The 25,167-nt window shown below is 69.8% G+C and carries 20 protein-coding genes and 1 pseudogene; 11 read left to right on the top strand and 10 right to left on the bottom strand.

The annotated features are described in order from the left end of the window. The first annotated feature begins 11 nt into the window (after positions 1-11). Together OHA55_RS35750 and OHA55_RS35745 are read left to right on the top strand one after the other, a co-directional pair. Entirely contained in the window at positions 12-632 is a 621-nt protein-coding gene (locus OHA55_RS35750) for a cyclodeaminase/cyclohydrolase family protein (protein WP_266714574.1), read from the top strand. Continuing rightward, positions 629-1,468, top strand: a complete 840-nt coding sequence (locus OHA55_RS35745; RefSeq protein WP_266714572.1) for a bifunctional 5,10-methylenetetrahydrofolate dehydrogenase/5,10-methenyltetrahydrofolate cyclohydrolase — start codon at positions 629-631, stop codon at positions 1,466-1,468. The genes OHA55_RS35750 and OHA55_RS35745 overlap by 4 nt, the downstream gene beginning before the upstream one ends. A gap of 41 nt (positions 1,469-1,509) precedes the next feature. Here the strand turns inward: OHA55_RS35745 and OHA55_RS35740 are convergent, their stop codons facing one another. After that, a complete protein-coding gene (locus tag OHA55_RS35740; protein WP_266714570.1) occupies positions 1,510-2,172 on the bottom strand; it encodes a hypothetical protein in 663 nt (220 codons plus the stop codon). A gap of 565 nt (positions 2,173-2,737) precedes the next feature. After that, positions 2,738-3,835: a hypothetical protein gene (locus OHA55_RS35735; protein ID WP_266714568.1), complete on the bottom strand. Its 1,098-nt coding sequence runs from the start codon at positions 3,833-3,835 to the stop codon at positions 2,738-2,740. Between the two features lie 495 nt (positions 3,836-4,330). On the opposite strand from OHA55_RS35735, the gene OHA55_RS35730 reads away from it, so the two are divergent. Genes OHA55_RS35730 through OHA55_RS35705 form a run of 6 tightly spaced genes read left to right on the top strand, consistent with a single transcriptional unit; the run spans position 4,331 to position 12,274 of the window. Next, positions 4,331-6,487 carry a radical SAM protein gene (locus OHA55_RS35730; protein ID WP_266714565.1) on the top strand — a complete coding sequence of 719 codons (2,157 nt, stop codon included), beginning with the start codon at positions 4,331-4,333 and terminating at the stop codon, positions 6,485-6,487. Positions 6,488-6,511: 24 nt separating this feature from the next. After that, positions 6,512-7,606, top strand: coding sequence for an aldo/keto reductase (locus OHA55_RS35725; protein WP_323180554.1), 1,095 nt, complete (start codon positions 6,512-6,514; stop codon positions 7,604-7,606). 50 nt (positions 7,607-7,656) lie between these two features. Continuing rightward, entirely contained in the window at positions 7,657-9,516 is a 1,860-nt protein-coding gene (locus OHA55_RS35720) for an aminotransferase class I/II-fold pyridoxal phosphate-dependent enzyme (protein ID WP_266714561.1), read from the top strand. After that, positions 9,513-10,802, top strand: a complete 1,290-nt coding sequence (locus OHA55_RS35715) for a formyltransferase family protein (RefSeq protein WP_266714559.1) — start codon at positions 9,513-9,515, stop codon at positions 10,800-10,802. Before OHA55_RS35720 ends, OHA55_RS35715 begins: the two co-directional genes overlap by 4 nt. Next, positions 10,799-11,452 (top strand): hypothetical protein, encoded by a 654-nt coding sequence (locus OHA55_RS35710; RefSeq protein WP_266714557.1) that lies wholly within the window; start codon positions 10,799-10,801, stop codon positions 11,450-11,452. The genes OHA55_RS35715 and OHA55_RS35710 overlap by 4 nt, the downstream gene beginning before the upstream one ends. Before the next feature lie 21 nt (positions 11,453-11,473). Further along, a complete protein-coding gene (locus OHA55_RS35705) occupies positions 11,474-12,274 on the top strand; it encodes an endonuclease/exonuclease/phosphatase family protein (protein WP_266714555.1) in 801 nt (266 codons plus the stop codon). Between the two features lie 5 nt (positions 12,275-12,279). On the opposite strand, the gene OHA55_RS35700 is transcribed toward OHA55_RS35705, so the two are convergent. The 3 genes from OHA55_RS35700 to OHA55_RS35690 form a co-directional block, all read right to left on the bottom strand. Further along, positions 12,280-12,969, bottom strand: coding sequence for a nucleotidyltransferase family protein (locus OHA55_RS35700; protein ID WP_266714554.1), 690 nt, complete (start codon positions 12,967-12,969; stop codon positions 12,280-12,282). Positions 12,970-13,499: 530 nt separating this feature from the next. After that, complete coding sequence (locus OHA55_RS35695; RefSeq protein WP_266714553.1) at positions 13,500-14,438, bottom strand: aldo/keto reductase; 939 nt, start codon at positions 14,436-14,438, stop codon at positions 13,500-13,502. After that, positions 14,435-16,276, bottom strand: a complete 1,842-nt coding sequence (locus OHA55_RS35690; RefSeq protein WP_266714551.1) for a hypothetical protein — start codon at positions 16,274-16,276, stop codon at positions 14,435-14,437. The genes OHA55_RS35695 and OHA55_RS35690 overlap by 4 nt, the downstream gene beginning before the upstream one ends. 218 nt (positions 16,277-16,494) lie before the next feature. On the opposite strand from OHA55_RS35690, the gene OHA55_RS35685 reads away from it, so the two are divergent. The 3 genes from OHA55_RS35685 (at position 16,495) to OHA55_RS35675 (ending at position 19,281) form a co-directional block, all read left to right on the top strand. Beyond that, a complete protein-coding gene (locus OHA55_RS35685; RefSeq protein WP_266714549.1) occupies positions 16,495-17,316 on the top strand; it encodes an amidohydrolase in 822 nt (273 codons plus the stop codon). Between the two features lie 138 nt (positions 17,317-17,454). Beyond that, a complete protein-coding gene (locus OHA55_RS35680; protein WP_266714547.1) occupies positions 17,455-18,444 on the top strand; it encodes an acetylxylan esterase in 990 nt (329 codons plus the stop codon). A 105-nt stretch (positions 18,445-18,549) separates the two neighbouring features. Further along, on the top strand, positions 18,550-19,281 hold the full coding sequence (locus OHA55_RS35675; protein WP_266714545.1) for a GntR family transcriptional regulator: 732 nt from the start codon (positions 18,550-18,552) through the stop codon (positions 19,279-19,281). A 90-nt stretch (positions 19,282-19,371) separates the two neighbouring features. On the opposite strand, the gene OHA55_RS35670 is transcribed toward OHA55_RS35675, so the two are convergent. From OHA55_RS35670 to OHA55_RS35650, 5 genes and pseudogenes are all read right to left on the bottom strand, one after another. Next, entirely contained in the window at positions 19,372-21,369 is a 1,998-nt protein-coding gene (locus tag OHA55_RS35670) for a right-handed parallel beta-helix repeat-containing protein (RefSeq protein WP_266714543.1), read from the bottom strand. Positions 21,370-21,407: 38 nt separating this feature from the next. Beyond that, on the bottom strand, positions 21,408-22,322 hold the full coding sequence (locus OHA55_RS35665; protein ID WP_266714541.1) for a carbohydrate ABC transporter permease: 915 nt from the start codon (positions 22,320-22,322) through the stop codon (positions 21,408-21,410). 6 nt (positions 22,323-22,328) lie between these two features. Further along, positions 22,329-23,282: a carbohydrate ABC transporter permease gene (locus OHA55_RS35660; RefSeq protein WP_266714539.1), complete on the bottom strand. Its 954-nt coding sequence runs from the start codon at positions 23,280-23,282 to the stop codon at positions 22,329-22,331. Further along, the gene (locus tag OHA55_RS35655; protein ID WP_266714537.1) at positions 23,261-24,508 is read right to left on the bottom strand and encodes an ABC transporter substrate-binding protein; all 1,248 of its coding nucleotides are present in this window, start codon (positions 24,506-24,508) and stop codon (positions 23,261-23,263) included. The genes OHA55_RS35660 and OHA55_RS35655 overlap by 22 nt, the downstream gene beginning before the upstream one ends. 246 nt (positions 24,509-24,754) lie before the next feature. Then, a pseudogene (locus OHA55_RS35650) lies at positions 24,755-25,167 on the bottom strand (alpha-L-fucosidase); the annotation flags it as partial.

Genomic DNA, 25,167 nt, shown 5'->3' with positions numbered 1-25,167 from the left:
ACGGAGCATGCATGCGCGATCAGTCCATCGGTGATTTCCTCCAGCAGCTGGCGGACCGCGTCCCGGCTCCGGGTGGCGGGGCGAGTGCCGCGCTGCACGCCGCCCAGGCGGCCGCCCTGCTCGGCATGGTGGCCCGCTACAGCGAGGGGCCGAAGTACGCGGAGCACGAGGCCGTGATCAGCCGCGTCCGCACCGAGACGGACGACGCGCGCGCACAGGCCCTGCAGCTCGCCGAGGACGACGCGGCGGCGTTCGGCGCGGTCGCCGCGGCCTACCGCCTGCCCAAGGCCACCGACGAGGAGAAGGCCGCCCGCTCGGCCGCCATCGCCGGCGCCCTGATCGGTGCCGCCGAACCGCCCGCCCGCACCGTCGAACTGTCCACCCGGCTGGCCGAGCTGGCCGAGCTGCTGCTCCCGGTCGGCAATCGCAACGTGCTCAGCGACGTCGCCGCCGCGGCCGAGGCCATCCGCGCCGCCGCCGTGACCGGCCAGGTGAACGTCGAGGTGAATCTCGGCGGCATCAAGGACGAGGCCGCGCGCACCGCGTTCGCCGCCCGGGCCGCCGCCGCCGACCACGTCGCGGCACGGGCCGCCGCCACCACCGCCGCCGTACGCAAGGAGATCAACCGGTGACCGCAGCCGTCCTTTCCGGCCGGGAACTCGCCGCCGCGATCCGCGCCGAGACCACCGAACTCGCCGCGAAGCTGGCCGCCCAGGGCCGGCCCGTCCGCCTGGCCGTGGTCAGCGCCACCGACGACGGGGCCAGCGCCTGGTACGTCCGCTCGATCGCCGGCGCGGCGGCCAAGTGCGGGCTGGTGTGCGACGTCGTCGACCTCGGCCCGCAGGCCACCACCACCGAGGTCCACGACACCCTGCGCCGCCTCAGCGACGACCCGCAGGTGCACGGCGTCATCCTGCAGACGCCGCTGCCCGCCGGCGCGGCGCTGGAGGACCTGGCGTCCGCCATCGCGCCCGAGAAGGACGTCGACGGGGCCAACCCGCTGTCACTCGGCCGGCTCGCCGCCGGGCTCCCGGCGTTCGCCCCGGCAACGGCCGAGGCCGTCGTCCGACTGCTGGAGCACCACGAGGTCGAGCTGTCGGGACGGCACGCCGTTGTCGTCGGCCGGTCCACCGTCGTGGGCAAGCCCGCCGCGCACCTCCTGCTCGACCGGGACGCGACCGTGACCGTCTGCCACTCCCGCACCGCCGACCTCGCGTCCGTCACCCGCACCGCCGACGTCCTGGTCGCCGCGGTCGGGCGCGCCGGCCTGCTCACCGCCGACCACGTCCGCGAAGGCGCCGTGGTGATCGACGTCGGCACCAACCCCACCCCGGACGGGGGCCTCGCCGGCGATGTCGACCCGGCCGCGGCCGAACGGGCCGGCGGCCTCACCCCGGTCCCCGGCGGTGTCGGCCCGGTGACCACCGCACTGCTGCTCCGGCACACCGTGCAGGCCGCCGAGGGCTGAGCCTGTCTCGAAAGTCCCGCAGGCGGTCCGCCGGACGCCCTTCAGCGCGTCCGGCGGACCGTTTCCTCCTGCCAGGCCCGCAGGACCCGTTCCTCCCGCTCGGCCGACAGCCACTCGGCGGTGCGCACCGCCCTGCCCGCCTTCTCCGCAGGGATCCGCCGCAGCCACGCCCAGGTGTCCGCCACCGTCTCCGCAGGCGGACGGTACCGCGCACCGGCCGCGATCCCCGCCCCCGGATTCACGTCGTAGATCCCGGCGCCTTCGCCCTCGGCAGGCACCCAGACGGGCAGCTCGGTCCACGGGACCACACCCGCGTCGGCCAGCCACGGCTCGTCGACACTCACCAGGCGGCCCGCACCTCCCGTCACCTCCGCACAGGCGTCCAGCAGGCCGCCCATCGTCGCGTGGCCGGCCGGGCAGCTCAGGTTGTACGCCCCGCCCAGCCCCTGTTCGGCAGCGTGCAGAATCCACTGCGCGAGATCGCGGACGTCGATGTACTGGACGCCCCGGCCGGGGTTGCCCGGTACCAGGACCGGCTCGCCTTCCGCGGCCGCCGCCATCCGCAGCAGCCACCTCGGCAACCGGCCCGGGTGCTCCCAGGGGCCGAGGACCAGGCCGGGACGCGACAGCAGCGCGCGCTCGCCCATGACCTCCACCACCGCCCGCCCGACGAACACCGAACCGCCCAGGACCAGCAGCCGCACCGTGGACCATCCCCCCGTGGACAGCGTCGGCGCGGACGCTACTCTGCCATCCCGGCGGGGGACAAGGAGCCCTGGCCGAGTGCCGTGCGCAGCGCGGCAGACCGCCGCGGCGAAGACGTCCACGTCGGCGAACGCGGCCTGGAAAAAGGTCCGTTCGAGGCGTGCACAGCCGGGCGGGGGGTGCGTGCTCGCCTTGGATCGAGGTGCGGAGGCATCAGGCCTACGTCGAGGGCACCGGAGCGATGCGGTGCACGAATTCGATTCCAGCGAAGACATTCTCGAACAGCCGGAACCCGCCGCCGGGATCGTCGGTCTGCACCCGCCCTCCGGCGCTACCAAGAGTCACCGGCCGGGTGAAGACCGTGCTCGGGAGAACCGTCGGCTCTGCCCCGCCGCGACTCTCCGCTCTTCGGCGAACGCGGTCGAGTGCGGCGGACAGGGAGGAACCAGCGAGGCTCCTGAGCTGACGAGTCGAGACTTCGAGCGTCCCCCCAACAGCACGGGTGCCTCGTGCGTTGTGGCCTCACCACCGTCACCCCATCGGTGGCGGCCACTGTGAGAACGCTCATTGAAAGCTCAGCCGATGAGGGTGGGAAGGGTCGGTCGGGCAGGTGTGTACGCGCATCAGGCCGCGCCCCAGATGGACACCGACCGGGGCGATCGCATGGAGCGGGTTGTCGGCGTCTCGGTCTTCGACGGGCAACCAGCTGCGCGAGGCGCCGTCGCATTCCCACGTGTCCACGGTGAGCAGCGGCGGCATCGCCGCCCCGCACAGTGGGCAGTTGACCGGTGCGGGATCGGTGAGGTGCCAGGACGCGTAGCCTCCGACTTTCCAGCCGGGTGCGATCGAGAGGTCGCTCTGGTAGTCGATTTCCTCCGGTTGTTCGGCTCTGGCCGCGGCCATGGCCGCTTCGTACTCCTCGTACGTCGCGTAGCCGACCGGCGAGGAGGAGTTGTCCATGTCCCCGTTGTCGATGTCCCCTTCGTCGTCGAGGAGACCTTCTTCCCATGCGGAGATCTCCTCTTGGAGTTTCTCCTCCAACAGTCCGAGGTATTCGTGTTCCACGACCTGCTCAGGGTGGACGACGCACATGTTCGGCACGCATTCCGTGCGGCCGACCACTGGAGGTTCGGGCTGCGGTGAGAGCACGGGGACGGCGCTGACGTCTGCGGAGCGTCGCCAGATGAGCATCACATCGATCGTGCGGTCGGGCCCGTGCACCTCGAAGGGGCACCAGAAGACCTGCAACAGGTCGTGTCCTTCCTGCCCGTCCAGATCGGGGACGTCGGCGGCGAGCAGTTGGGCGACAGCCAGCATCGGCAGGGGTGCGTCGTCACGCAGTTCCGGGAAGTGATTGCCGACTGCCATGCCGTCGAGCAGCCGCCGCTCGTCCTCGGAGAGTTCGCGTCCCGAGGCGTCTTCCTCGATGCGACGTCGCAGTCGTACGTCGGCGAGGAGGTGGCCGGTGCCCTTCGGGTGTCCGGCCGTGCAGACCGGCCACGGTTCGTCGGCCGGCCACAGGAGGGGGCCCGCCACCGAGCTCTCCTGGGCCGTGGGCGTGCCGTGCCGGGGGTGCAGCCGGGTGGCTGTGCGCCGGTGGGCCGCCAGTGCGGGGAAAAGGGCCTCGACGTCGCAGGGACGTCGCGGGGTGGTGCGGGACATGAGTGTGCCTTCCCGGTTGGTGACGACTGCGAAGATACGGGCGTCGACCGCATCGTCATTCGGGTACCGGCGCTCGCATCGCCGAGGCAGTGCGAGCCCGCATCGCGAACGGAACCATCCCCCGGACACACCTCTGACCGCTGATCTTGCCTCAGAGTTCCACATCTGCGCCCGCACGGTGAGTAATGCCCTTCGGCCCTTGGCGGAGGAAGGGCTGCTGAAGACGCGCCGTGGCTTCGGCACCACCCTGGCTCCGCCGGCAACCGCGTGTGCAGGTCCTGCAACGCCGTTGCAGACAGGGGCAGTCAACCGTCCGTGAGAGCCGGTCCGTGGTGCGCTCGTACAACCCGGGAGGCAGCGTGTTGCGCATCCACCCCAAGAAGCGCGAAAGCGCTGGCAGCCCACGGCGCCGCCGGGCATGCTCGACTGCCCGGATGCTCCATTTCACGTTCTCGTACGGCCTCTCATGCACCACTTCGCAGAGATGAGGAACGAATGAGTATCGCAGCTGGCCTCGGAACCCCCGCGAACCGGCTTTTCGCCGCCCTGCGCGCAGCACTGGACAGCGGGACGCCGACCACTACTGAAGTCGCCGACCGACTGCTTCTCTCCCCGAGCCTGTTGCGGAGGCACCTGGAGCGTCAGTACAGCGACCGGATCGGACGCCTGCGGGTCACCGGCACCCTGGACCGGCGACTCGTGCTGATCGAACGTACGGACCGGAGATGGGTGATCGCTGACCTCTCCGGGCAGCCCCACGCGTCCCGCCGCTGGCCCGAGTGGCTGACCGGGCACATCACGATCGAGAACCCGGACTCGTGGATCTCCCGCGCGGAAGTGGACGATTACGCCGCCCACCGGTTCACGCGGCCCCGCGTCCTGGTGACCGCCCTGTATCACCCGGAGTACTTCCCGCTGCCGCGGTTTCCCCTGGGAATCAGCGACGTGGCCCGCGCCGTCCGTTCCACGCTCATCGGCGACGTCGACCTTCGTGACATGCAGCTCGGTGTCACTCTGGCCGAACTCCTCGATCAGGTCACCGCCGACAGCCCGGACATCCTCGGGATCTCGGCCACCTTCGGGCAGCACGACCTGATGACCGAGCTTCTCGACATCACCTACCGCTTGCCCAGTCCTCCGCTCGTGGTCGCCGGCGGGAGCCTGACGGCCCGCAACGAGGGACTTCTGCTGAAGACCTACCCGGAGTTATTAATCGCCAGAGGAGCTGGCGAACCGACGATCAAGGATGTCCTCAGGTATTGGCACGGCGATATCCGCCTCGACGAGATCCAGGGCATCGGCTACAACGGCGGCTCACGCGGCACCGGGGTGCTGGGCATCGCCCGACGCCGGACGGCCAAGCCGGTCAGCAGTTCGCAGGACGAGATCTTCCCCGAACTCGATCTCCTGCCGGCGACTCTGGAAGTCCGGGGAGTCGGACAGGCCGAGACCTCCCGCGGGTGCACGAACTTCTGCTCGTTCTGCCCCCGCGGCCACAAGGGGCAGTGGCACGGCGCCGAACCGGAGCTGTTCCCCTGGTTCCTGGGCGCCGTCGGCCAGATCTACGACGACTTCCCGCACGTGTCGCGAACGCTGTACCTGGTGGACGAGGAGTTCATCGGACGCGGCCTCGACGCGGTGCCCCGGGCCCTGGACATGGCCCACACCCTGCACGACGCCGGGTTCAAGTGGGAGACCAGTTGCCGCATCGACCAGGTCACCAGGCCCGATCGCGACCGGGCCTGGCACACCGAGCGCGCCACCATGTGGCGCACGCTCCAGGACCGGGGCCTGCGGCGCTGCCTGTTCGGCGTCGAGTCGGGCGTCGACTCGATCCTGACGCGCTTCAACAAGGAGACGACGGGCGAGCAGAACGCCCAGGCGATCCGGACCCTGTCCGCGCTCGGCGTCCCGACCCGGTTCACGTACATATCCTTCGACCAGCTCATGACGCCGGAGGAACTGCGGGCGACGTACGAGTACCAGGGCCGCACCGATCTTCTGCTCCGTCCACTGCCGGACGTACCGGTGGAGGAGATCGTCGAGGGGGTTCAGGACCCGCAGTGGGTGGCGGCGCACTCGACCGGCCGGCCCTTCCACAGCGCGATCTCCTACATGCTCGTCAGCATGGAGTGCTTGATCGGCGCGGCGTACACCCGGCAGGCGTCGGCCGCCGGACTGACCGGTGAGGAGCGACCGTCGATGGGCCGGGTGGACAGCCGGTTCGCGGACTGGCGGATCGGCGTGGCCAGCGAGTGGGCCCAGCTGTGGGTGGACCGGAACTTCGCACTGGACTACACCTTCAAGTCCCTGGAGAAGGTCCTCGAAGGCACCCCGTGGCAGGCGGTGCGCGGCGCCCGCGTGGTTCTCAAGGACGCCGCGTACACCGTCTTCGGACATCTTCTCCGCTCGATCGAGGACACCCCCGTGGCCATCGGCGCCTACAGCGGTACGACGGCACTGTCCACCCGTCTCCGCGGTCTGCTGGACGTGGAGATCGGCGGGCTGAGGGAGCGCATGGCCGACGTGACCGGTGAAGTGACTCGCGCTCTTCCCCGCGAGCACGCGCAGGTCCTTGAATACGAGCACCGCCGCTGGCAGCAGGCCGATGACTGGCGGTCCATCAACGCCAGTGACCCGTGCGGAACCTGAACACCTCGGCGACGGAGGCACGTTGTGTCCGAAACGCATTCCACAGCACCTGGCGGCAGAACCACGCTCCCCGGAGGGAAGACGGTCTCCCGCCTCGGGATGGGCTGCTGGCCCATCGGGGGTCCGGCTGACAACCTCGGCATGCCCATGGGCTGGAGCACCGCCGAGGACACCCGCTCCCTCGACGCCTTGGCGCGAGCCTTCGAGCTCGGCGCGAACCTGTTCGACACCGCCGACGTGTACGGGCACGGCCACTCCGAGCGCCTTCTCGGCATCTTCCTGAAGGACGTCCCGCGCGAACAGGTCGCGGTGACCAGCAAGGTCGGGTACTTCGCCGGCGAGTTCGAGAACGCCTACGCTCCGGCGCACATGCGGGCCCAGCTGGAGAAGACGCTCACCCACCTCGGGACCGACCATCTCGACGTGTACGCCCTGCACAACGCCAACTTCGGCCCGGACGACGTCCACCTGGAAGCCGCGGTCGAAACGATGCGCGCCTTCCAGGCGGAAGGGCTGATCAAGGCCGTCGGCATGCGAGGGCCGCATCGGTACGCCCCCGAGCGGCGGGAGGCGGCCCCGGCCGGCAAGGCGGACAAGCACGCCCGGTTCCGCCGCCACTTCGCCGCGGTCCGGCCCGACATCCTCGCGGTCCGGGACAACCTCCTCACCCCCCAGGACGCCACGGCCGGCATCCGCGAGTTCGCCGCCGAGCACGGCGTCCCCGTGATCGTCAACAAGTCGCTCGGACAGGGACTGCTGACGGGCAAGCACACGCCGGGCCGACCGCCGGTCTACGGTGCGGGCGACCACCGCCTGCGCAAGCGGTGGTTCGCAGCGCCGGCCCTGGACGTGCTTCAGGACCATCTCGACCTGATCCGCACGCGCTACGGCGCCGGGCAGGTCGACCTCGTCCACGTCGCACTGCGCTACCTGCTCCAGCGGTGGCCGACGGCCGTCGTCCTGACCGGCTTCACCAACGCCACCCAAGTCGAGCAGAACCTCACCACCCCCGGCGATCCGCTCACCGCCGAGGACATCGTGTACCTCGCCGAGGTCGGGAGGCGGGCGCAGGAAGCGCTCGACGCCACGGGAGAGGTCTTCACCGACGAGTCCGCGTGATCGTCACCGTCCTGGGCCCCCGGAGGCCGGGGGCCCATGAGAGGAAACGCATGCTGAATCAACCGTTCCTGGTCCTCGAAGGTCCCGACGGGGCCGGCAAAACCACCCTCGCGCGCAAGGTCGCAGCCACCCTCGCGTCCCGGGGAGTGCAGTACCTGAGCCGCCGCCAGGTCTCCACCGCCTCCGCCTACGCGGCGACCCTCATGAGACCGATGGCACAGATGCTGTGGCACAGCGGCGACGCGACCGATCTGCCCGACCACTTCTGGGCGCACCTCCAGTCGTCCTGGTTCACCGCCCACGGCGAGCAGGTCGTCGCTCCCGCTCTGGAGGACGGCCCGGTGATCGTGGACGGCTGGTACTACAAGCTCGCCTCCAAGCTCGCAGGTCAGGGCTGGGCGGAGTACGAGATCGATCAACTCTTCGCGAAGGTCCGCACCCCGGACCACGTGATCATGCTGCGCGTCGAACCGGAACAGCTCTGGGAGCGGCGCTCGGAGGACCTGCGGCCGGCCGAACTCGGCATGCACGGCGCCTATCCGGAACTCGGCGAGGAGTCGTTCCTCGACTACCAGGGGCGCGGCCTGGAACGGCTCGTCGCGCTCTCGCGCCGGCACGGATGGACCGTCCTGGACGTCCCGGCCGGCGAACCCGAGGACGAGACGGTCCAGCGGCTGGTCAGCATCATCGAGGACCTTCTCGGCGTGGGCGGAAAGGGCCCGGAGCAGATCCCGGCGTACACGTGGCCGCACGTCGACCACAGCCTCCGCGACGCCGTCGACCGCCAGCTGACCCGGTCGCTCTCCGATCGCGACGCCGGCGGCGTCATCGGCGAGTTCGAGGCCCGGTTCGCCGACTTCGTGGGGGCACGTCACGCCATCGCCTTCTCCTCGGGGACTGCCGCGCTCCACGCGATGTGCGTGGCCGCCGGTCTGGCCGAAGGGGACGAGATCATCGCGCCGGCCTACACGTTCTTCGCCACGGCCACCCCGTTCGCGTACGAGGGGGTGAAGGTCGTCTTCGCCGACGCCGACCGCTTCGGGAACCTCGATCCGGCCCGTCTCCCGGAGCTGGTCACCGACCGGACCCGGGCGGTCGTCGTCACCCACATGTGGGGCATCCCGTGCGACATGACGGCCATCGCCGAGTTCTGCACGGCCAGAGGACTCCTGCTGCTGGAGGACTGCTCGCACGCGCACTTCGCCTCCTGGCGAGGCCGACGCGTGGGGACCTACGGGCACATGGCCGCGTTCTCCACCAACCAGAAGGCCATCACGACCGGCGAGGGCGGAGTACTGGTCACCGACGACGACCGCTACCGAGACCTCGCACTGCTGCACGGCCACTACAACAAGCGGTGCTTCAAGGAGATCGACCCCGAACAGCCGTACTTTCCGTACGCGCTGACCGGTATGGGCCTGAAGTCCAGGGCCACGACCGTGGGTGCGGCGATCGGACTCGACCAGCTCGCCAAGGCGAACGCCATCGAGGCCCGGCGGCGGGACGTTGCCGACGCGTTCGCCACCGTCCTCAAGGACAACCCGGTCGTCTCGCCGGTCGTGGTCGACCCCCAGGACGGGCAGCACGGCCTCTACGTGATGGGGCTGCGCTACCACCACGAAGCGGCCGATGTGCCGATCGACGTCTTCGTCGACCGGCTCACCTCCGCCGGTGCCGACTTCGACATCCCCGGATCCACCGCGGTCGTCGCCGGGGAACCCCTCTTCCACCGTCCGGCTCGCACCGCACCATGGGCCGCGTCCCCGGTGTCTGTCCCTGTCTTCCCCGGTGCTGAGGCGTTCATCGGCTCGTTCTTCAAGACCCCTTTGTGGGGCTTCCCCGGGGACGAGGCGGCGGTGGCCCACCACCTGTCCGTCCTCGCCCGGACGGCCGCGGAGGCAGCACGGTGATCCCCGGTGCCCGCTCGCTCGGCGTCGCCGCCGATGACGGCGACCTGATCACGGCCGGCTCCCTGTCCGCCCTGCGGGCCGGGTTCGTCCGACAGGCCCCGCCCCTGCTCGCGGGACGCCTCAGCCTCGGCTTGCCCGCTCCCGTGCTCGTCGCCCGGCCGGCGACGGCGTCCGGGAACGTGCGCGCCCAGACCCGTGCGTGGCTCTCCGGCCGTATCGGCCACCACTACGCCTCCGATCCGGCGGAGGAAGCCCTGCTGCATGCTGTGGAGACCTCCGCCCTGGTCCGGCCTCCCGTACCGAAACGCGTGGCCACGGTCGATGCCGAGCTGGCAGAGCTGTACCTGTGGCTGTGCCGCCACTGGATCGGCATCACCCGTGCCACCGCCGACCCTCGCTACCTGAACGCCGCTCTGAAGCTCCTCGCGGTCTGCCTCACTGCCCCGGTGCCCCCGACCTCGCTCGCGGTCGCCGTGCTGTCGCAGGCGCTGGAAACCCTCGACACGCTGCCGCGCCCCCGACCTGCCCGACTCCCCGCGGCGACCCCGGTAGCGGAGCGTCCCGCGCCGACCGCGCGGGACGGTCGTATCGCGGTGATGGCCGGTGCCGACTCCAAGGGCCTCCCCTTGTTCCTGGACGCGGCGCGAACGGCCGGGTTCTCCGTCGCCGGGGTAGTCCTGCACCAGGACAGAGGCGGGAGTCCCGCTCCGGACAGCGTCTACGCCTCGGCGTGGTACCCGTCCCCCCGCCAGGCCGCGGTCTTCCCCGCCGGCCGCGCAGCCTTGGTGGACGCTCCCGCAGCACCTACCGTCCGAGTCGCCCACCGCGACTGGCCGAACGCCGCCGCAGCACTGACCGAGTGGAAGACAGACCTTCTCGTCCTGATCGGCATGGACGTCGTGCCCGCCACCGTGCTGGACGCCCCGCGCACCGGCACCGTCAACGCGCACAACGGCGCCCTGCCTGCGTACCGGGGCATGGACGCCGTCGCGTGGGCCGTCCTGGCGGGCGACCGCCCGGTGTGCAGTGTCCACACCGTCACCGAGGCGGTCGACGCCGGCGACGTTCTCGCCCAACGCGAAGTGCCCGCCGATTCCCCCGACCTCCGGCAGGCCGTGAAGGACGCGCAGATCAGCCTTCTCACCGAGGTGTGTGCCGGCTTCGCCCGGTCGGGAGAGCTTCCCTCAGGGCGGCGGCAGCACGGTACCGCCCGCCGGTTCTACCGCATGCACCCCGCGCTGCGGCGCCTCCTCGACACCACCTACTCACCCGGAGCCCCGCGATGACCTCCCGTATTCTCCCTTCGCTCCACCACCTCGACTGGAACGACCTCCCCGCGGTCACGGCCGCGGCGGAGAGGGCGTTCGCCACCCTGACCGACGCGCGCTGGAGTCTGGTCGTCCATCTCCTCCGCCAACTGCCCGGTGACGCAGCGCTGGTGGACATGTGCGAGAGCTACGACTTCATGGACAAGCTCGTCCTGCACGACGACCCCGAGCACGGCTTCCGCGTTCGCCTGCACCGCTTCCGCGCGGGCTACTTCGACCGTCCGCACAACCACCGTTGGCCCTTCGCTTCCGCCATCCTCGCGGGTTCCTACCGGCACACGCAGTACGGCTCCGACGGAGACTTCGAATCCGCCTCGGCGGAGAACTTGCGGCCACTTCAGATCCGCACCGAAAACGTCGGAGACTGGTACGTCCTGGACCACACCGCCGTACACTCCGTGACCGCGGAGGCGGGAACCATCTCGCTCGTCCTGCGCGGACCGGCGGCCAAGGACAGCTTCCGCATCATCGACGCGCCCACCGGCAGTTCTTTCGTCGTCAAGGGCGCGAAGTACGAGAGCGAGAAGGAACGTGCCGACAAGCGGATGACGGTGGCGCGGCTCACCACGAGCATCACCGACATCCTCGACGACCGCCCCGCAGCCTGACCACCGGAAAGGACCCCGAGGATGACCGACCAAGACTTCCTGTTCGGCAACACCGAAGTCGTTGGCGACGACGTCGCCCGACGTGAATTCCGCTTACTCTCCTGGAACATGGCGAGCCCCTCGCTGGAGCGCGCCCGCCGCCAAGTGGACTGGCTGTACGAGACCGAGCGGAACGTCATCGTCATGACCGAGGTGAAGATCGGCGACGGGAGCCGCCACCTCACCAAGGAACTGGAGAGCAGCGGCTTCACGGTCACCCAGCCGCGCACGGGACCGGACGACCGCTACGTGACCTTGGTCGCGACCAAGGGCTTCCAGGTCCGTTCGGTACCGCTCTCCTTCGAAACACCCCGCCTCGTGGCCGCCCGCCTGACCACCCACTTCGGCGACCTGGACGTCATCGGCCTGTACTCCCTGACCAACGGCATGTCCGCCGAGAGCAGCCAGAACCGCAAGGCGTTCCAGGAACAGGTCGTCCAGGCGCTCCGGCTCAGGCTCACGGGTGAGCCGGACGTCCCGGTCCTCATGACCGGTGACTACAACATCCTGGAGCCCGGCCACCAGCCACCGTGCAGCCTGTTCGAGGAGCACGACTACGAGTTCTACCGGTCCCTGATCGCGCTCGGCCTGATCGACGGCTACCGCCGCGTCCAGCCGGACGGCCGCGACCTGACCTGGTACGGCCCGCAGGGCGGCCAACTGCTCGACTACGCGCTGATGTCCCCGAGGGCCGCAGCGCGGCTGACCGAGTGCGGCTTCGACGACCACGCCCGGTCCTCCGGCCTCAGCGACCACGCAGCACTTGTGCTGACCGCCCGGTAACGGTCCTACCCGGCGTCCGAGTCCTGTGGCCACGGCAGCTTCCGCAAGGCCGGCCACACCTCCATCCACCGCGCGGCTTTGTCCTCGTACACCTGGCGAGGAGCGATGGTCACGGGACTCGGACGCAGCACCCCGTTGAACAAGTCCTCGAACCCATGGGTGGTGTGGATGCTGAGCACCCCGTCCTCGTTCAGGTTCACCGCGACGCAGCAGCACGTCGCCGCGAAGCTGCTGATGGCGTGCGCGAGGCTCGAATACTGCGGGATGTCCTTGCCGTACTTCCCCCCGTACCAAAGGTGAACGCGCGCCTGGTTGCGCGGCTCGACCTCGACGCCCAGATCCTCGCAGGCGTTCAGGCACTTCTTGATCACGAGATCTTCCGCCTCGTACGACAGATCAGCCGGGTCGTAGAAGAACAGGTCGTGATCTCTGATGCCGTGGTTGAGATCCTCGCGGCCGGCGGCGGCGTTCCACACGGTCTGGAACAGGGAGCCCGCAGTCAGGTACCAGGGCGGTAGATCAAGGGGGGAGAGCCGCTCCAGCACGGCGGTGATGGTCGGGTTCCGCATGACCGTGCTGGCGAACGCCAACGCCTGCTCCTCGGGAGGGGCGCCGGCAAGTTCGTGCAGATCGGATGCGGAGAAGGGCATGTTTGAGAGGTCGCTTCGACGGACCTCGAAGTCCTGGGCAAGCACCTGCCCGACCATGCCACATGGGGCTGCCGTGACGCAGCGGATCACTGGGAAGCCGCGAGTGCCGCGTCGGAAAAGGTCTGAGTGCCATGGGACGGCCACCCGACCACCGCAGCAGCCGCCTGCGCCTCGCGGACCGCCCCGCCACCAGCAACGCGCTTGATCAGACCTACGCGAAACCACCTCGGTGCGCGTGCAGTTGTTTCTGACAGAGCTCGACCTTGTCGGGGGATGCTTCGCTCGCCCGTTCGGGTAGTGATCCTGGACCCTACGCGCGAACCAAGCCGATCGAGGTCATCACGACCACCAGCACGATGATCGACCTGGAGGCCCCGGCCGCCACGTTCTTCACCAGACCGCGCTCACGGGCCCGCTGCTCGGCTGAGTCCTCTCGGTGGCCCCGCGCCGCCAAAGGAACCCGTCCGGAAAGCGTCGTCGGCCCGGCCCGCGCGACCCCGGCCCGCGCGACCCCGGCCCGCGCGACCCCGGCCAGGCGCGTGCGGTGGGCCGGGCCGGGGTCGCGCCGATTCGGTTCACTCCCCGGCGGGCACCAACTCCGGCGGAACGAAACCTGCTTCACCCAACCGCCGCCACAGCGCGTCCGGGACCCGGAACCGCGACGCCGCCGCGTTGGCCGTGACCTCGGCGGCCGACCGACAGCCGACGACGACCGACGCGACGGCCGGATGCAGGAAGGGGAACTGGACCGCTGCCGCGGCGAGCGGCACTCCGTACTCCGCGCACAGGTCGCGGCACCGCCGCGCACGGGCCAGGTCCCGCTCCGGAACGGGACGGTAGTTGAACATCGCGCCGGGGGAGGGGTCGGCGAGGAGACCGGTGTTGAAAACCCCGCCGACCACCACCGAGGTGCCGGTCCTCAGGCACAGCGGCAACAGTGTTCCCAGCGCGTCGTGGTCCAGGAGCGAGAACCGGCCCGCGACGAGGACGACGTCCACGTCGAACTCCGCCACGTACGCGGCGAGCGGCGCACTGTTGTTCATGCCGAACCCGATCGCCCGTACCAGTCCTTCGTCCCGCAGACGGCGCAGCGCCGGGTAGGCCGTGCGCCGGACCTCGTCCGGGAAGGCGTCGGGGTCGTGCAGATAGAGCACGTCGACCGACGAACGGCCCAGGCGGTCCAGGCTCGACTCCAGGGAGGCGCGGATACCGGCCTCCGTCCAGTCCGTGACGACCTCGCCCGGCGAACCGTCGGGGTTCGGCCGCAGCAGCCAGCCCGTCTTGGTGGAGATCAGCGGCGCCGTGACGCCCGCCGGAGCCAGCAGGCGGCCGAGCCGGTCCTCCGCCTGGCCGTGCCCGTAGCGCGGTGCCGTGTCGAAGTAGGTGATCCCCTCGCGGGCCGCGGCCTCCAGCACGGCCACCGCGTCCGCCTCGGACACCTCCTCGAACAGGCCTCCCAGCGGGGCGGTTCCGATGCCCAGGCGGGGTAGGTCGAAGGGCAGCCGGACGGTCATCGCGCCTCCTGGCGGAACGGGGTGGCGCAGGTGGGGCGGGCGCCGCGCAGGGTCATCGTCAGCTTCAGCCTCACCTGGGTGCCTCCGGGCAGTTCCACGCGGCAATGGGGGCCGCCCACCTCCTCGACGGGACCGTCGTCGACCTGCGCGGTGTGCAGGATGTGTTCGGCGAAGGAGCCCGCCTGCACCACCAGCGAGCGCGCGGTACCACCGAGGTTGACCAGGTCCACGACGGTGCGCTCGGGGCGGATGTCGGAGACGAGTGCCACCACCTCCTCGGGAAGGCCGGGGCGCTGTCCGGCCGCGTCCCAGTAACGCAGGTGCATGTGGGTGAGGCCCCCGTTGTAGAGCACCTGGGGGGAGCCGGTGGTCAGCTGCAGCAGCGCCTCGGTGACCACGGGGTTGAGGTTCTGCCAGTGGTGGATGTCGAGGATGCCGGGGCCCACAGCCGGGTCCACCGGGTCGTTCTCGATGGCCTCGACGCGTGCGGCGCAGGAGTCGAGGGCGCTGCGCAGCATGCGCTCGGGGAAGCCCGGATTCCGGCCCCGCAGGAACTCGTACCACGGCTCCTCGTGGCCTGCCTCGTCCTTGATGCGCTGGGTGTGCACCGCCGTCCAGTCCCAGTTGGCGCCGGCGCGCAGCCGCTCGATACGTTCCTGATCCGCGTCCTCCCGGCTGAAGTGCCATAGGGAGAGCGGCAGTTGGCCTGGCATCACCGTGAAGTCGAACCAGCCGTCGTCGTTGTGCCGCTGCGGGACCATCAGCGTGCGGTCGGCGTCCATCGCGTCCAGATGCGGATCCCAGCGTTCTCCCAGGGTGCCCCGGTCGTCGGCGCCGCGCTGCTCACCCTGCCGCAGGACGGCGTCGAGCGGGTTGCGGGCCAGGTCGAGGTAGGCCGGGTCGCCGGTCAGCAGGGCCGCGTTCGAGGCTCCTACGAGGGTGGCGCTGCCCACCGGGGAGAGGCCGTGCGGCCAGGACCAGCCGTAGTGCGCGCCGTACCACCGGCCGCCCAGGTACTCGCCCACCTTGCCGCTGAGGCCCGCGTTGTCCGGCACGACGTCGTGTCCGTCGAGCCGTTCCCGCCAGGCGCCGACGTACTCGCTCACCCAGTCCGCGTAGCGCTGCTCACCGCCGAGGAGGAAGGCGTTCGTGGCCAGTCCCGTCGCGGCCAGATTGACGATCGTGTCACCGCGCCCCATCCGGTCCCACATCGCACGGCCGTAGGAGCGGGCGCGCTCGGGGTCGGCCGCGAGCTGGTCGAAGGAGGTGACGTCGTCCATCGCGTCGAGCGGCAGCCCGTACGGGCGCAGAGCGAGGCTCCACGGGAAGTACGGCTCCTCGTCGCTGAATCCCTCGCGCGGCCCCGCCGATCCGTTGTGCGGTGCGCGCACGACCCGGTGATCCGGATCGTAGTTCGGGCCGCCAGGAAGATAGAAGTCGGCGAAACTGCTGGCCAGTTCACGCAGTCGACGGTCATGGGGGTCGGCCAGGCACAGGCCGTAGAAGAGCAGCAGGCCCTCGCCCTGGTGGAACCAGTCGTATCCGCGCTCCAGCCCGCCCCGGAGCATGCCCATCTCGGTGAGCTGCGCGGACACGCCGCTCCAGTGCCGCCGCGCCGCCGTCAGGAGATCCGCGCTGCCGCCGAGGACGTACAGCGTGGGCCAGTTGAAGAACGGCTCGTAGAAGTCGTCCACGCCGTCACGGCCGTCCGGGCCGACGCCGAGCGTGTCCCGGAAGACGAGGCGGCCGTCACCCTCGGTGTAACGGTCGGAGAAGAGCCGCCAGGCTCTGTCCTGAAAGGCGAACAACTCCCGCTGGAGCGCGGCCCAGCGAGGCACTTCGGTCAGGGTGCGGGTCGCCCGGAGACGGGGACCGGGCACGGCGCCGGCCGTCATATCCCCACCCCTGTCACCGTGTTCGAGCCACTGGTCCGTCGGTCCCTGGACATCAAGAACATCCGCCCTTCACAATCGACCATCGATAGCCGATGGTTAGACTCACCGGCGCGAGTCGGCCTGTCAATACTCGGGAACGGCACCTCAGGAGGATCCCGACCGTGATCGACTGCCATGTGCACCTGTGGGACCCGGCGCTGGGATTCCCATGGATCCACCCGGGAAGCGTCCATGACCGGGCGTTTCGCATCGAGGACCTGGAGGCGTCGACGGGGGACGCCGCCCCGACCGGCGCGATCCTGGTCGAGGGGTCCCGCGGCGACGCCGGCGAGACGCTTGACCTGCGCGCATGGCGGACCAGCCGCCCCGACCTCGTCGCGGGGTACGTGGGAAATCTGCACGTCCACGGCGACGGCGGCCCCCGGCGCTTCCGCGCCCTGCTGCACGATCTGGGCGACACCCGCCCGAACGGCATGCGCCTGGGCGGTGCGAACTGGGCGGACTGCCCGGAGTCCGCCCGTGCGCTGGTGCCGGAACTCGCCTCCGCAGGGTTGGTGTTGGAGCTCAACCTGGGATCCGGGGCACTCCGGTCGGCGGCCCGGGTGGCCGCCCGGCATCCGGAACTCACCGTGGTCGTCGACCATCTCGGCAACCCGCCGAACCTCCGCCTCGACCCCGGGGAGTGGTACCGGGACCTGGAGCGGGCCGCCTCGGCGCCGAACGTCGTCGTCAAGATCTCCGGCCTGCTCACCCAACAGCACGGCGTGCCGCCGGAACGGATCGCGGAGCTGGTCAGGCACGTGGTGGGTGGGCTCGGCCCCGACCGGTGCCTCGTCGGTTCCGACTGGCCGATCTGTCTGTCGCGCGGCAGCCGCGCCGACTCCCTGGAGCTCTCCTGCCTCGGGCTCGACCACCTCCCGGACGACGAGCGCCGGCGGATCCTGCACACCAACGCCGTCCGGGTGTACGGACTTCGAGGCTGACACCCGGCCTTCGCGGTGACGCCGTCCTTCGTGGTTGACACCCGTCGGAGCACCTTGATTCGATTCCCTCGATGATCGATAGACGATGAAAAAATCCTCGGGCCGGCCGGCCCGACTTCGACGATGCGGAGATGCGACATGGCCTTGTTCGACCTGCCCCTGGAGGAGCTGGAGCGGTACCGCCCGGTTCTGGACGAGCCCGACGACTTCGACGCGTTCTGGCGCGAAACCCTGGACGAACAGCGGGACTTCGCTCCCACCGTGACGTTCGAACCGGTCCACAACGGTCTCGCCACCATCGACACGTACGACGTGACGTTCGCCGGATACGGCGGGCACCCCGTACGCGCCTGGCTGCACCTGCCCGTCACCCGCTCCGGGCCGCTGCCCGCCGTCGTGGAGTACCTGGGATACGGCAGCGGACGCGGGGCCCCGCACGAGAAGCGGCTGTGGGCCTGCGCGGGGTACGCGCACTTCGTGATGGACACCCGGGGACAGGGCGCCGAGACGCCCGACCCCGACCCGGCCTCCGGCGACATCGCCGCGCCCGGCTTCCTGACCCGCGGGGTGCTCGACCCGCGGCGCTACTTCTACCGACGGCTCTACACCGACGCCGTCCGGGCGGTGGCCGCCGTACGCACGCATCCCTCGGTCGACCCCACGCGCGTCACGGTCACCGGAACCAGCCAGGGCGGCGGCATCGCACTGGCCGCGGCGGGCCTGGTCCCGGACCTCGTGGCCGTCATGCCGGACGTGCCGTTCCTGTGCCACTTCCCGCGCGCCACCACGATCACCGACAAACCGCCGTACGCCGAGGTCACGCAGTTCGTGAAGCTGCACAGGGAGCACGCGGGCACGGTCGCCCGCACGCTGGCGTACTTCGACGGCGTCATCCTGGCCCGCAGGGCGAACGCGCCGACCCTGTTCTCGGTCGGGCTCATGGACCACATCTGCCCGCCCTCGACGGGGTACGCGGCGTTCAACCACTACGGCGCCGAAGCCGGGGTCGACCAGGCCGACAAGCACATACGCGCCTACCCGTTCAACGACCACGAAGGCGGAGGTCCCACGCACGAGGTCGTGAAACTCGACTGGCTGGCCAAGCAGCTGGACGGCCCGGCCCGGTGATTTCCGGGGACCGTACCCCCGTGCATACCCCATCTAGATTCCATCGATAGACGATGAGCGCGTACCATGACACAACTGGTTCGCCCGTCGCAGGATTGGGAATTCATGGCATCGACCGCGTCGGCTGGATTCGTCTCCACGCTGGCCACGAACAAGGACCGGTTCCGCAAGACCCTGATCTCGGATCAGGTCTACGAGCTGCTCCGCCAGGCCGTCGTCGACGGCGATCTCGGACCGAACGAGCGCGTGGTCGAGTCGGAGATCGCCCGGCGTCTGGGGGTGAGCCAGGCTCCGGTGCGCGAGGCGGTCAAGCGCCTGGCCCGAGAGGGCCTGCTCATGCACGTCCCGCGCCGCGGCCACTTCGTCGTCGAGATCTCCGCACAGGACGCCGAGTACGCCCGGCAGGTGCGCGAACCGCTGGAGCGGCTCGCCGCGCGGCTCGCCACCGAACACCTCACCGACGACCACCTCCGCGAACTCGACGCGCTGGTCGAACGGATGCGGGACGCCGTCGCCGCGAGCGACGTGAGCCTGTTCCGCGATGCCGACATCGAGTTCCACACCCTGGTCAGCCGGATCGCGGGCAACCCGTTCCTGGCCCGGATGTGGGAGGTCATCGAGCCGAGCCTGCGGACCCTGCGAGCCATCTCCGACCCCCTCTTCGAGGGTGACTGGAGCGCCATGGCGGAGGAGCACGGCCGGCTCGTCGGACTGTTGCGGTCCCGCGACGCCGAGCTGGCGGCCGAGGCGTTCGCCGACCACGCGGCCGGCCGCGGACCGGTCCCGGACGCGCGTGAGGTGAAGCGGAAACCGCGCAGGGCCGTAGCCAGGAAGTAGCTGCCACCCCAGCGCCAGGAGGGCCCGAGCCGGACATCCGGCTCGGGCCCTCCTGCGTCGGGGCGTGGTCCCGGGACTACGGGAGCGCACTCAACGGACCGCCCCCGCAACCCACTTCGGCGCCCCGTACTGGTAGGCGCCGAGGCTCGGCACCGTATCCGTCGAGCCGTCGTTGATGCCCGGCAGCGCGATCGCCTGGCCCCGGGCAGGGGAGTCGGCGGTCAGCCGGAAGTCGTGCCCGGCCGCGTCGACGAAGAGCGGATCGGTCTCCGCGGGGAGGTTGTTCGAGAGCACGAGCCCGCCGTCGGTGGCACCCGTCAGCCCGCGAATGGCACCGACGTTGTTGTAGATCTTCGTTCCGGTCGACTGCCCCGGCTCCTTGACGTAGAAGAGGGTCATCCCGCCGGTGTTGTTGTACACCCCGTTGTCGTGCGAGCCGGTGCCCAGACCGTTGAGCATCACCGTGCCCTCCCGGTTGCCCCAGCCCACGTTGTTCGCGATCACCAGGTCGCTCTGCCCGTTGTCGGCGTAGATGCCCGAGACCCCGAAGGTGGTGAGCGTCGTGGCCGGCTCCGGATCGTGCAGCACGTTGTGGTCGATGGACGTCCCCATCATGTAGGCGCTGCAACAGGTGTAGATCGCGGCGACGTCCAGGCTGAGGCGGGCGTACCCCGAGATGTCGTTGTACGCGATCAGGTCCTTGCCCGGGGTGAGGCCCTCCACCGTGTTCCACTGGAGGTTGATGCCGCTCCGGCCGACCCGGCTGATCGTGTTGTGGGTGACCGTCTGGCTGTTGCCCTGCACGGCGATGCCCGCCGCGTACGTCCCCATGTAGTCGACGTCGTGGATCACGTTGTTCGTGGCGGTGTTGTTCTGCCCGCGCAGGGCGATGCCGTTGCCCGCGCTTAGCGACAGATCACTGTTCGCGATCGTGTTGTACGTCCCGTCGAGGACGATGCCCGTGTCGCCGACGCCGCGCGTCACCGTGCTGCCGCAGTCCGTCGCGCCGCGCGTGATGTCGGTGTAGTGCGACAGATACGTGCCGTTGATCGCGTCCAGCGTCACGCCCGTGCTGGTCGGTCCCGTCCTGATGGTGGAAGCGAACAGCCCGACGCCTTCCACGGTCGTGTGACTCGCGGCCGTCAGGTCGAAGGCCAGGGTGCGGGTCTTCGCCTCGACGGTGTGCGCGGCCGGGTCGTCCTCGCTGTAGAGGTACAGACGCTTGGCGGTGGGGTCGTAGAACCACTCGCCCGGGCGGGAGAGCTCACCGATCTTTCCGGCGAGGGCGTACCGCGTCTCCTTCGGCACGACCTTGTGCACGCACGGGGGCGCCACGTCGAGCGTCACCGAGCCGACGGCCGAGCTCTGCACCGTGCCGGTCGCCGAGATGTACCAGTAGCCGGTCAGGGCCCGCGCACCGTCCCAGTACCCGGCGGGCCGGGTCAGGGCCGGGTCGGTGATCGTCGCGTCCGCGCTCCCCGTGTCGGCGTACTGCAGCGTGGGATCGAGCAGGTCGAGCCCGGGGTAGGGCCACTGCGCCTCGACGCCCGCCTTCTTGTCGGTGAAGACCTGCACGGTCGTCACGTCGGAGCCCAGGTCGGCGGAGGTGCTGTAGACGTGTCCGGCCGCCACCGCGGCGCTGAACGCGGAGTTCCGGGCGTACGGATCTCTCTCGGCGATCTCCGCGACGTCCGCGCCGGTGACGGGCGAGAAGCCCTGCACCGGCGCGGTTCCGCTCAGCGTCACCGTCGCCCCCGGCGCCGCCCGGTAGGTGATCGGCAGCGCGGCGGTGCCCGAGCGGGCCGGCACGACGGTCTCGGCGTACGTACCCGACTGGATCAGACAGGTGTCCCCGGGCTGCATGACGTCGGCGCACCGCTGGATGTGCTGGAACGCCTGGCCCGCGGTGGTGCCCGTGCGGGAGTCCTGGCCCGACGGAGCGACGTAGTAGACCGCGCCCGCCTGGGACTTGTGCGGATGCGGGTGCGCGGCGGCCGGAACTGCGGCCGTCACCACGGCGAGCGAAGCGAGCAGGGCGGCTGCGGACCACAGGCCCGTACCGGGGCGTGGCCACCTTCTCCTCGACACTGAATGGTCCTTTCTCCGGAGGGAAACGATGCGTGCGCTCATCCCTTCACCGCGCCCACCGTCAGACCGCTGATGATGTGGCGCTGCATGTAGATGAAGAAGATGATCACGGGTGCGACGGCGAGCAGAAGGTTGGGGAACACCTTCGTCAGATCGGTGGAGTACTGGCTGATGCCCGCGTAGATCGCCGTCGTCACCGTGTAGTGACCGGACGACGGGCTGAGCAGGATCTGCGGTGAGATGAAGTCGTTCCAGATCCCGATGGAGTTGAGGATCAGGACGGTGACGACCGCCGGACGCATCAGCGGGAAGATGATGGTCCAGAAGGTCCGGTAGCGGCCCGCGCCGTCGATCGTCGCCGCGTGGTCGATGTCCACCGGGATCGCGCGGATGAAGCCCACGAAGAGGAAGATGCTGACGGGCAGCGTCGAGGCCACGTCGTGCGCGACCAGGCCGGTCACGGTGTTGGCGAGGCCGACCTCGCGCAGTACGTAGATCACCGGGATGATCACGGCGGCCCCGGGGATGAAGGTGCCGGCCAAGAAGTACAGCAGCACCAGCTGCGTCCGCTTCTTGAGACTGCGGGCGATCGCGTACGCGGCCGGTCCCGCCAGCGCGATGCACAGGACGTCCACGGCCACGACGAGGAAGAGCGTGAAGCCGTAGCCGCCGATGACGTTGTACTGCGGATTGCTGATGGCGGCGGACATGTGCTCGAAGGTCAGACCGCTCAGCGGGATCGAGAACGGGCTGTCGAGGATGTCCTGTTGGGACTTGAAGGCGTTCACGACGAGCAGGTACACCGGCACGATCATGACGACGAACAGCAGGCCGAGGAGTACCCGGCGCAGGGGCGAGCCGGCTTCCCGCCGTTGTGCCGGAGAGACCTCGGGGGCGGAGACCGGTGAGGTCCGCAGCCTGTCGTGGACCCTTGGTTCAGTGACGACCACCATCGGCTCCTAACCGGTCGCAGCTTGGTCTTGGCGGTTGCGCAGCGCGGTCACGACGAGGGCGAGCGCGGCGGAGACGACCATCAGGAAGACCGCCTGGGCCGTCGCGTAGCCGACCTTGGTGCCCTCGAAGGACCGGGCGAGAATGAGATAGGTGAAGGTCTGCGTCGAACCGGCCGGACCGCCGCCGGTGAGGCTGACCACGATGTCGTACGCCCTCAGCAGGCCGACCAGGTTCAGCACGGTCGCCACGGTGACCACGGGCGCGATCATCGGGATCACGATGCGCAGATTGATCTGCCGTCTGTTGGCGCCGTCGATCGCCGCCGCCTCCAGGAGTTCGGCCGGAACGGTCTGCAGGGCGGCCACGAACAGGACGACGTTGAAGCCGAATCCGGCCCACACGATGACGCCGATCAGGGTGTACAGCGCGAACTTCTCGTCGAAGAGGAAGCCGATCGGCTCCATGCCGAACTTGGCCAGCGTGTTGTTGATCGCCCCGTTCGTGCCGAGGATCGCCGCCCACAGATAGCCGAGGATCAACGCGCTGATCACGTGCGGGAAGTAGGCGACGGCGCGGAAGAACGAGTTCGTACGGGACTTGGCCTTGAGGATCAACGCGTACACCAGGCCGGCGCCCACCATCAGGGCGGTGCCGATCGAGGTGATCAGCGCCGTCACGTACCAGGCCTGTGTCGAACTCGGGTCGTCGAAGAGGTGCTTGTAGTTCTCCCACCCGATGAGCTTCGCGGTGGAGAAGCCGTCCCAGTCCGTGAAGCTGAGGTAGACCGCCACGCCCACGGGAACGATCGTCAGCACCGTGTACAGGAGCACGGCCGGGCCCATCATGCCCAACGTGACGGCGGCCTCGCGGAAGCGGGCCCGTCTGCGGCCGGAGTCCGCGCGCGGGGACGCGGCGACGGAGCGCCGTGCCCGCGGCGTCAGTTCTGCGAGTTCCACCACTTGTCCAATCCGCGCGCGGCATCCTTCGCGGAGGTGCCCGTGTACAAGGACTGGATCTGCGTGTTGAGCTCGCCGCTGAACCCGGCGAGCGGCTTGTTCTCACCGGCCTTCACCAGCACCGACGGCGTCGCGTCGAGGATCTTCTGCACCGCGGTTCCGAGGCTGGACATCGGATAGCTGAAGCCCGCGCGCAGATTGCCGTCCGCGGCGAGCTGACTGCGGATCGCCTCCTTGTCGGTGACCAGCCACTTCACGAACTCGATCGCCTCGGCCTTGTGGTGCGACTGGTTGACCACCGCGTAGGGGTTCGAGACGTTGCCGAACTGGCCGGACGGGTAGGCGCCGTCGGTCGGCATCGTGAAGACACCGATCCCGTCGCTCTTCTTCGCCGCGTCCGCCGCGGGCACGAAGAAGGAACCCATCATGTACATCGCCGACTTGCCGTTGAGGAAGGCTGTCTGCCCGTCGGCGTACGTCAGCCCCAGCGCGCTCTTCTTGAGGTACCCCTTGTCGATCCACTCCTCGTAGTGCTTCAGGTACGGCACATAGCCGCTGTCGGCGAAGGAGACCTTGCCGTCGTTGCGCTGACTGGTCCACTGCGGGTTCTCGGTGAGCACGCCGGCGTCGGCCATCATCGAGAACTGACCGCCCGTCACCCACTGGCCGGCGGTCTGCAGCGGCTCGTAGCCCGCCGACTTCAGACGGCCCATGGCGGCGGTGAACTGGTCCAGCGTCCGGATCTCCGTCGCGTCCACGCCGGCCTTCGCGAAGGCCGCCTTGTTGTAGAAGACCAGCGACTGGATCTGCTCGCCCACGCCGACCATGTACGTCTTGCCGTCGACGGCGTACTGGTCGGCCAGCGGAGTGCTCTTCGCCCACGGCTGGTCGGACAGGTCGGCGAAGAGCTTGGCCGTCTCGGGGGCCAGGTCGATCTGCTGGGCGATGTCGGGCGGGTCGCCGGCCGCGAGGTCCTGGGTGAGCTTGGCGTTGGCCGTGATGGTGCCCGTCAGCTCCAGCTTCACGTGCACGCCGGGGTGGCTCTTCTCGTAGGTGGCGAAGAGGCCCTTCCAGTACTGCTCCGTCAGGTTCGGCGAGATGTTGACGATGATGCGGAGAGTGGTGCCCCCCGCGGCCTCGTCGGACCCGCTCCCGCCGCAGGCGACGGCGGTTGCCATCACCAGCGGAGCCACGGCGAGTGCGGAGGCTCGGTGCCACTTGGTTCTCATCGGACACGCTCCATTGCGTAGTCATGAATAATCGATAGCCGACGTGCAGTGCAGGCGTTCGTTCGGATTCGGCAGGAAGGAGAGGGGGATGCGGGGCCCGAACGGTGCGGGCGGCTCCTGGTAGGCATCGTTCCAATCGCCTATCGATAGCTGATGCTAGGGGCGGCATCCCGCATGTTCAAGGGTGCTGCCGAAACCGCTTGCTCCGGTCGTCCTGCGGCCCGATCGCGCACCTGCGGTCCGTCATCAGTCCAACTCCTCTTCCTCCAGGAAGAGTTCGATCACCGGCAGCAGCACGTCGGGCCGCGCGACGGGCAGGGTCAGGGTCAGGGTGCCCGGCGGCTGGCTCGGCGGAGCGAGGTTGTTGTGCTCGTGACGGGCGCCGTCGACCTCGTGGAAGGCGATCTCCGAACCGTCGTGCAGCAGTTGGGCATAGCGCACCCGCCCGGCCAGGCCGGGAAGGTGGAGGTGCCTGAGCGGCCAGGCGAGCAGGTGCAGATACAGGCGGCGGCCTGCCTGCGTGTACAGGGCGTTCGCCGGCGGCCGGAAGGAGGAGGGTCCCGCACCGTGCACGGCGCGGGCATGCGGGGCGCTCCACTCCGCGATGGCCCGCAGGGTGTCCCGCGCCCGCCGGTCGAGCGAACCCCTGCCGTCGGGAC

This window comes from Streptomyces sp. NBC_00102 (assembly GCF_026343115.1).
GTDB lineage: Bacteria > Actinomycetota > Actinomycetes > Streptomycetales > Streptomycetaceae > Streptomyces.
Note: the sequence above shows the minus strand (reverse complement) of the source record. Positions and strands in the feature narration are given on the sequence as shown.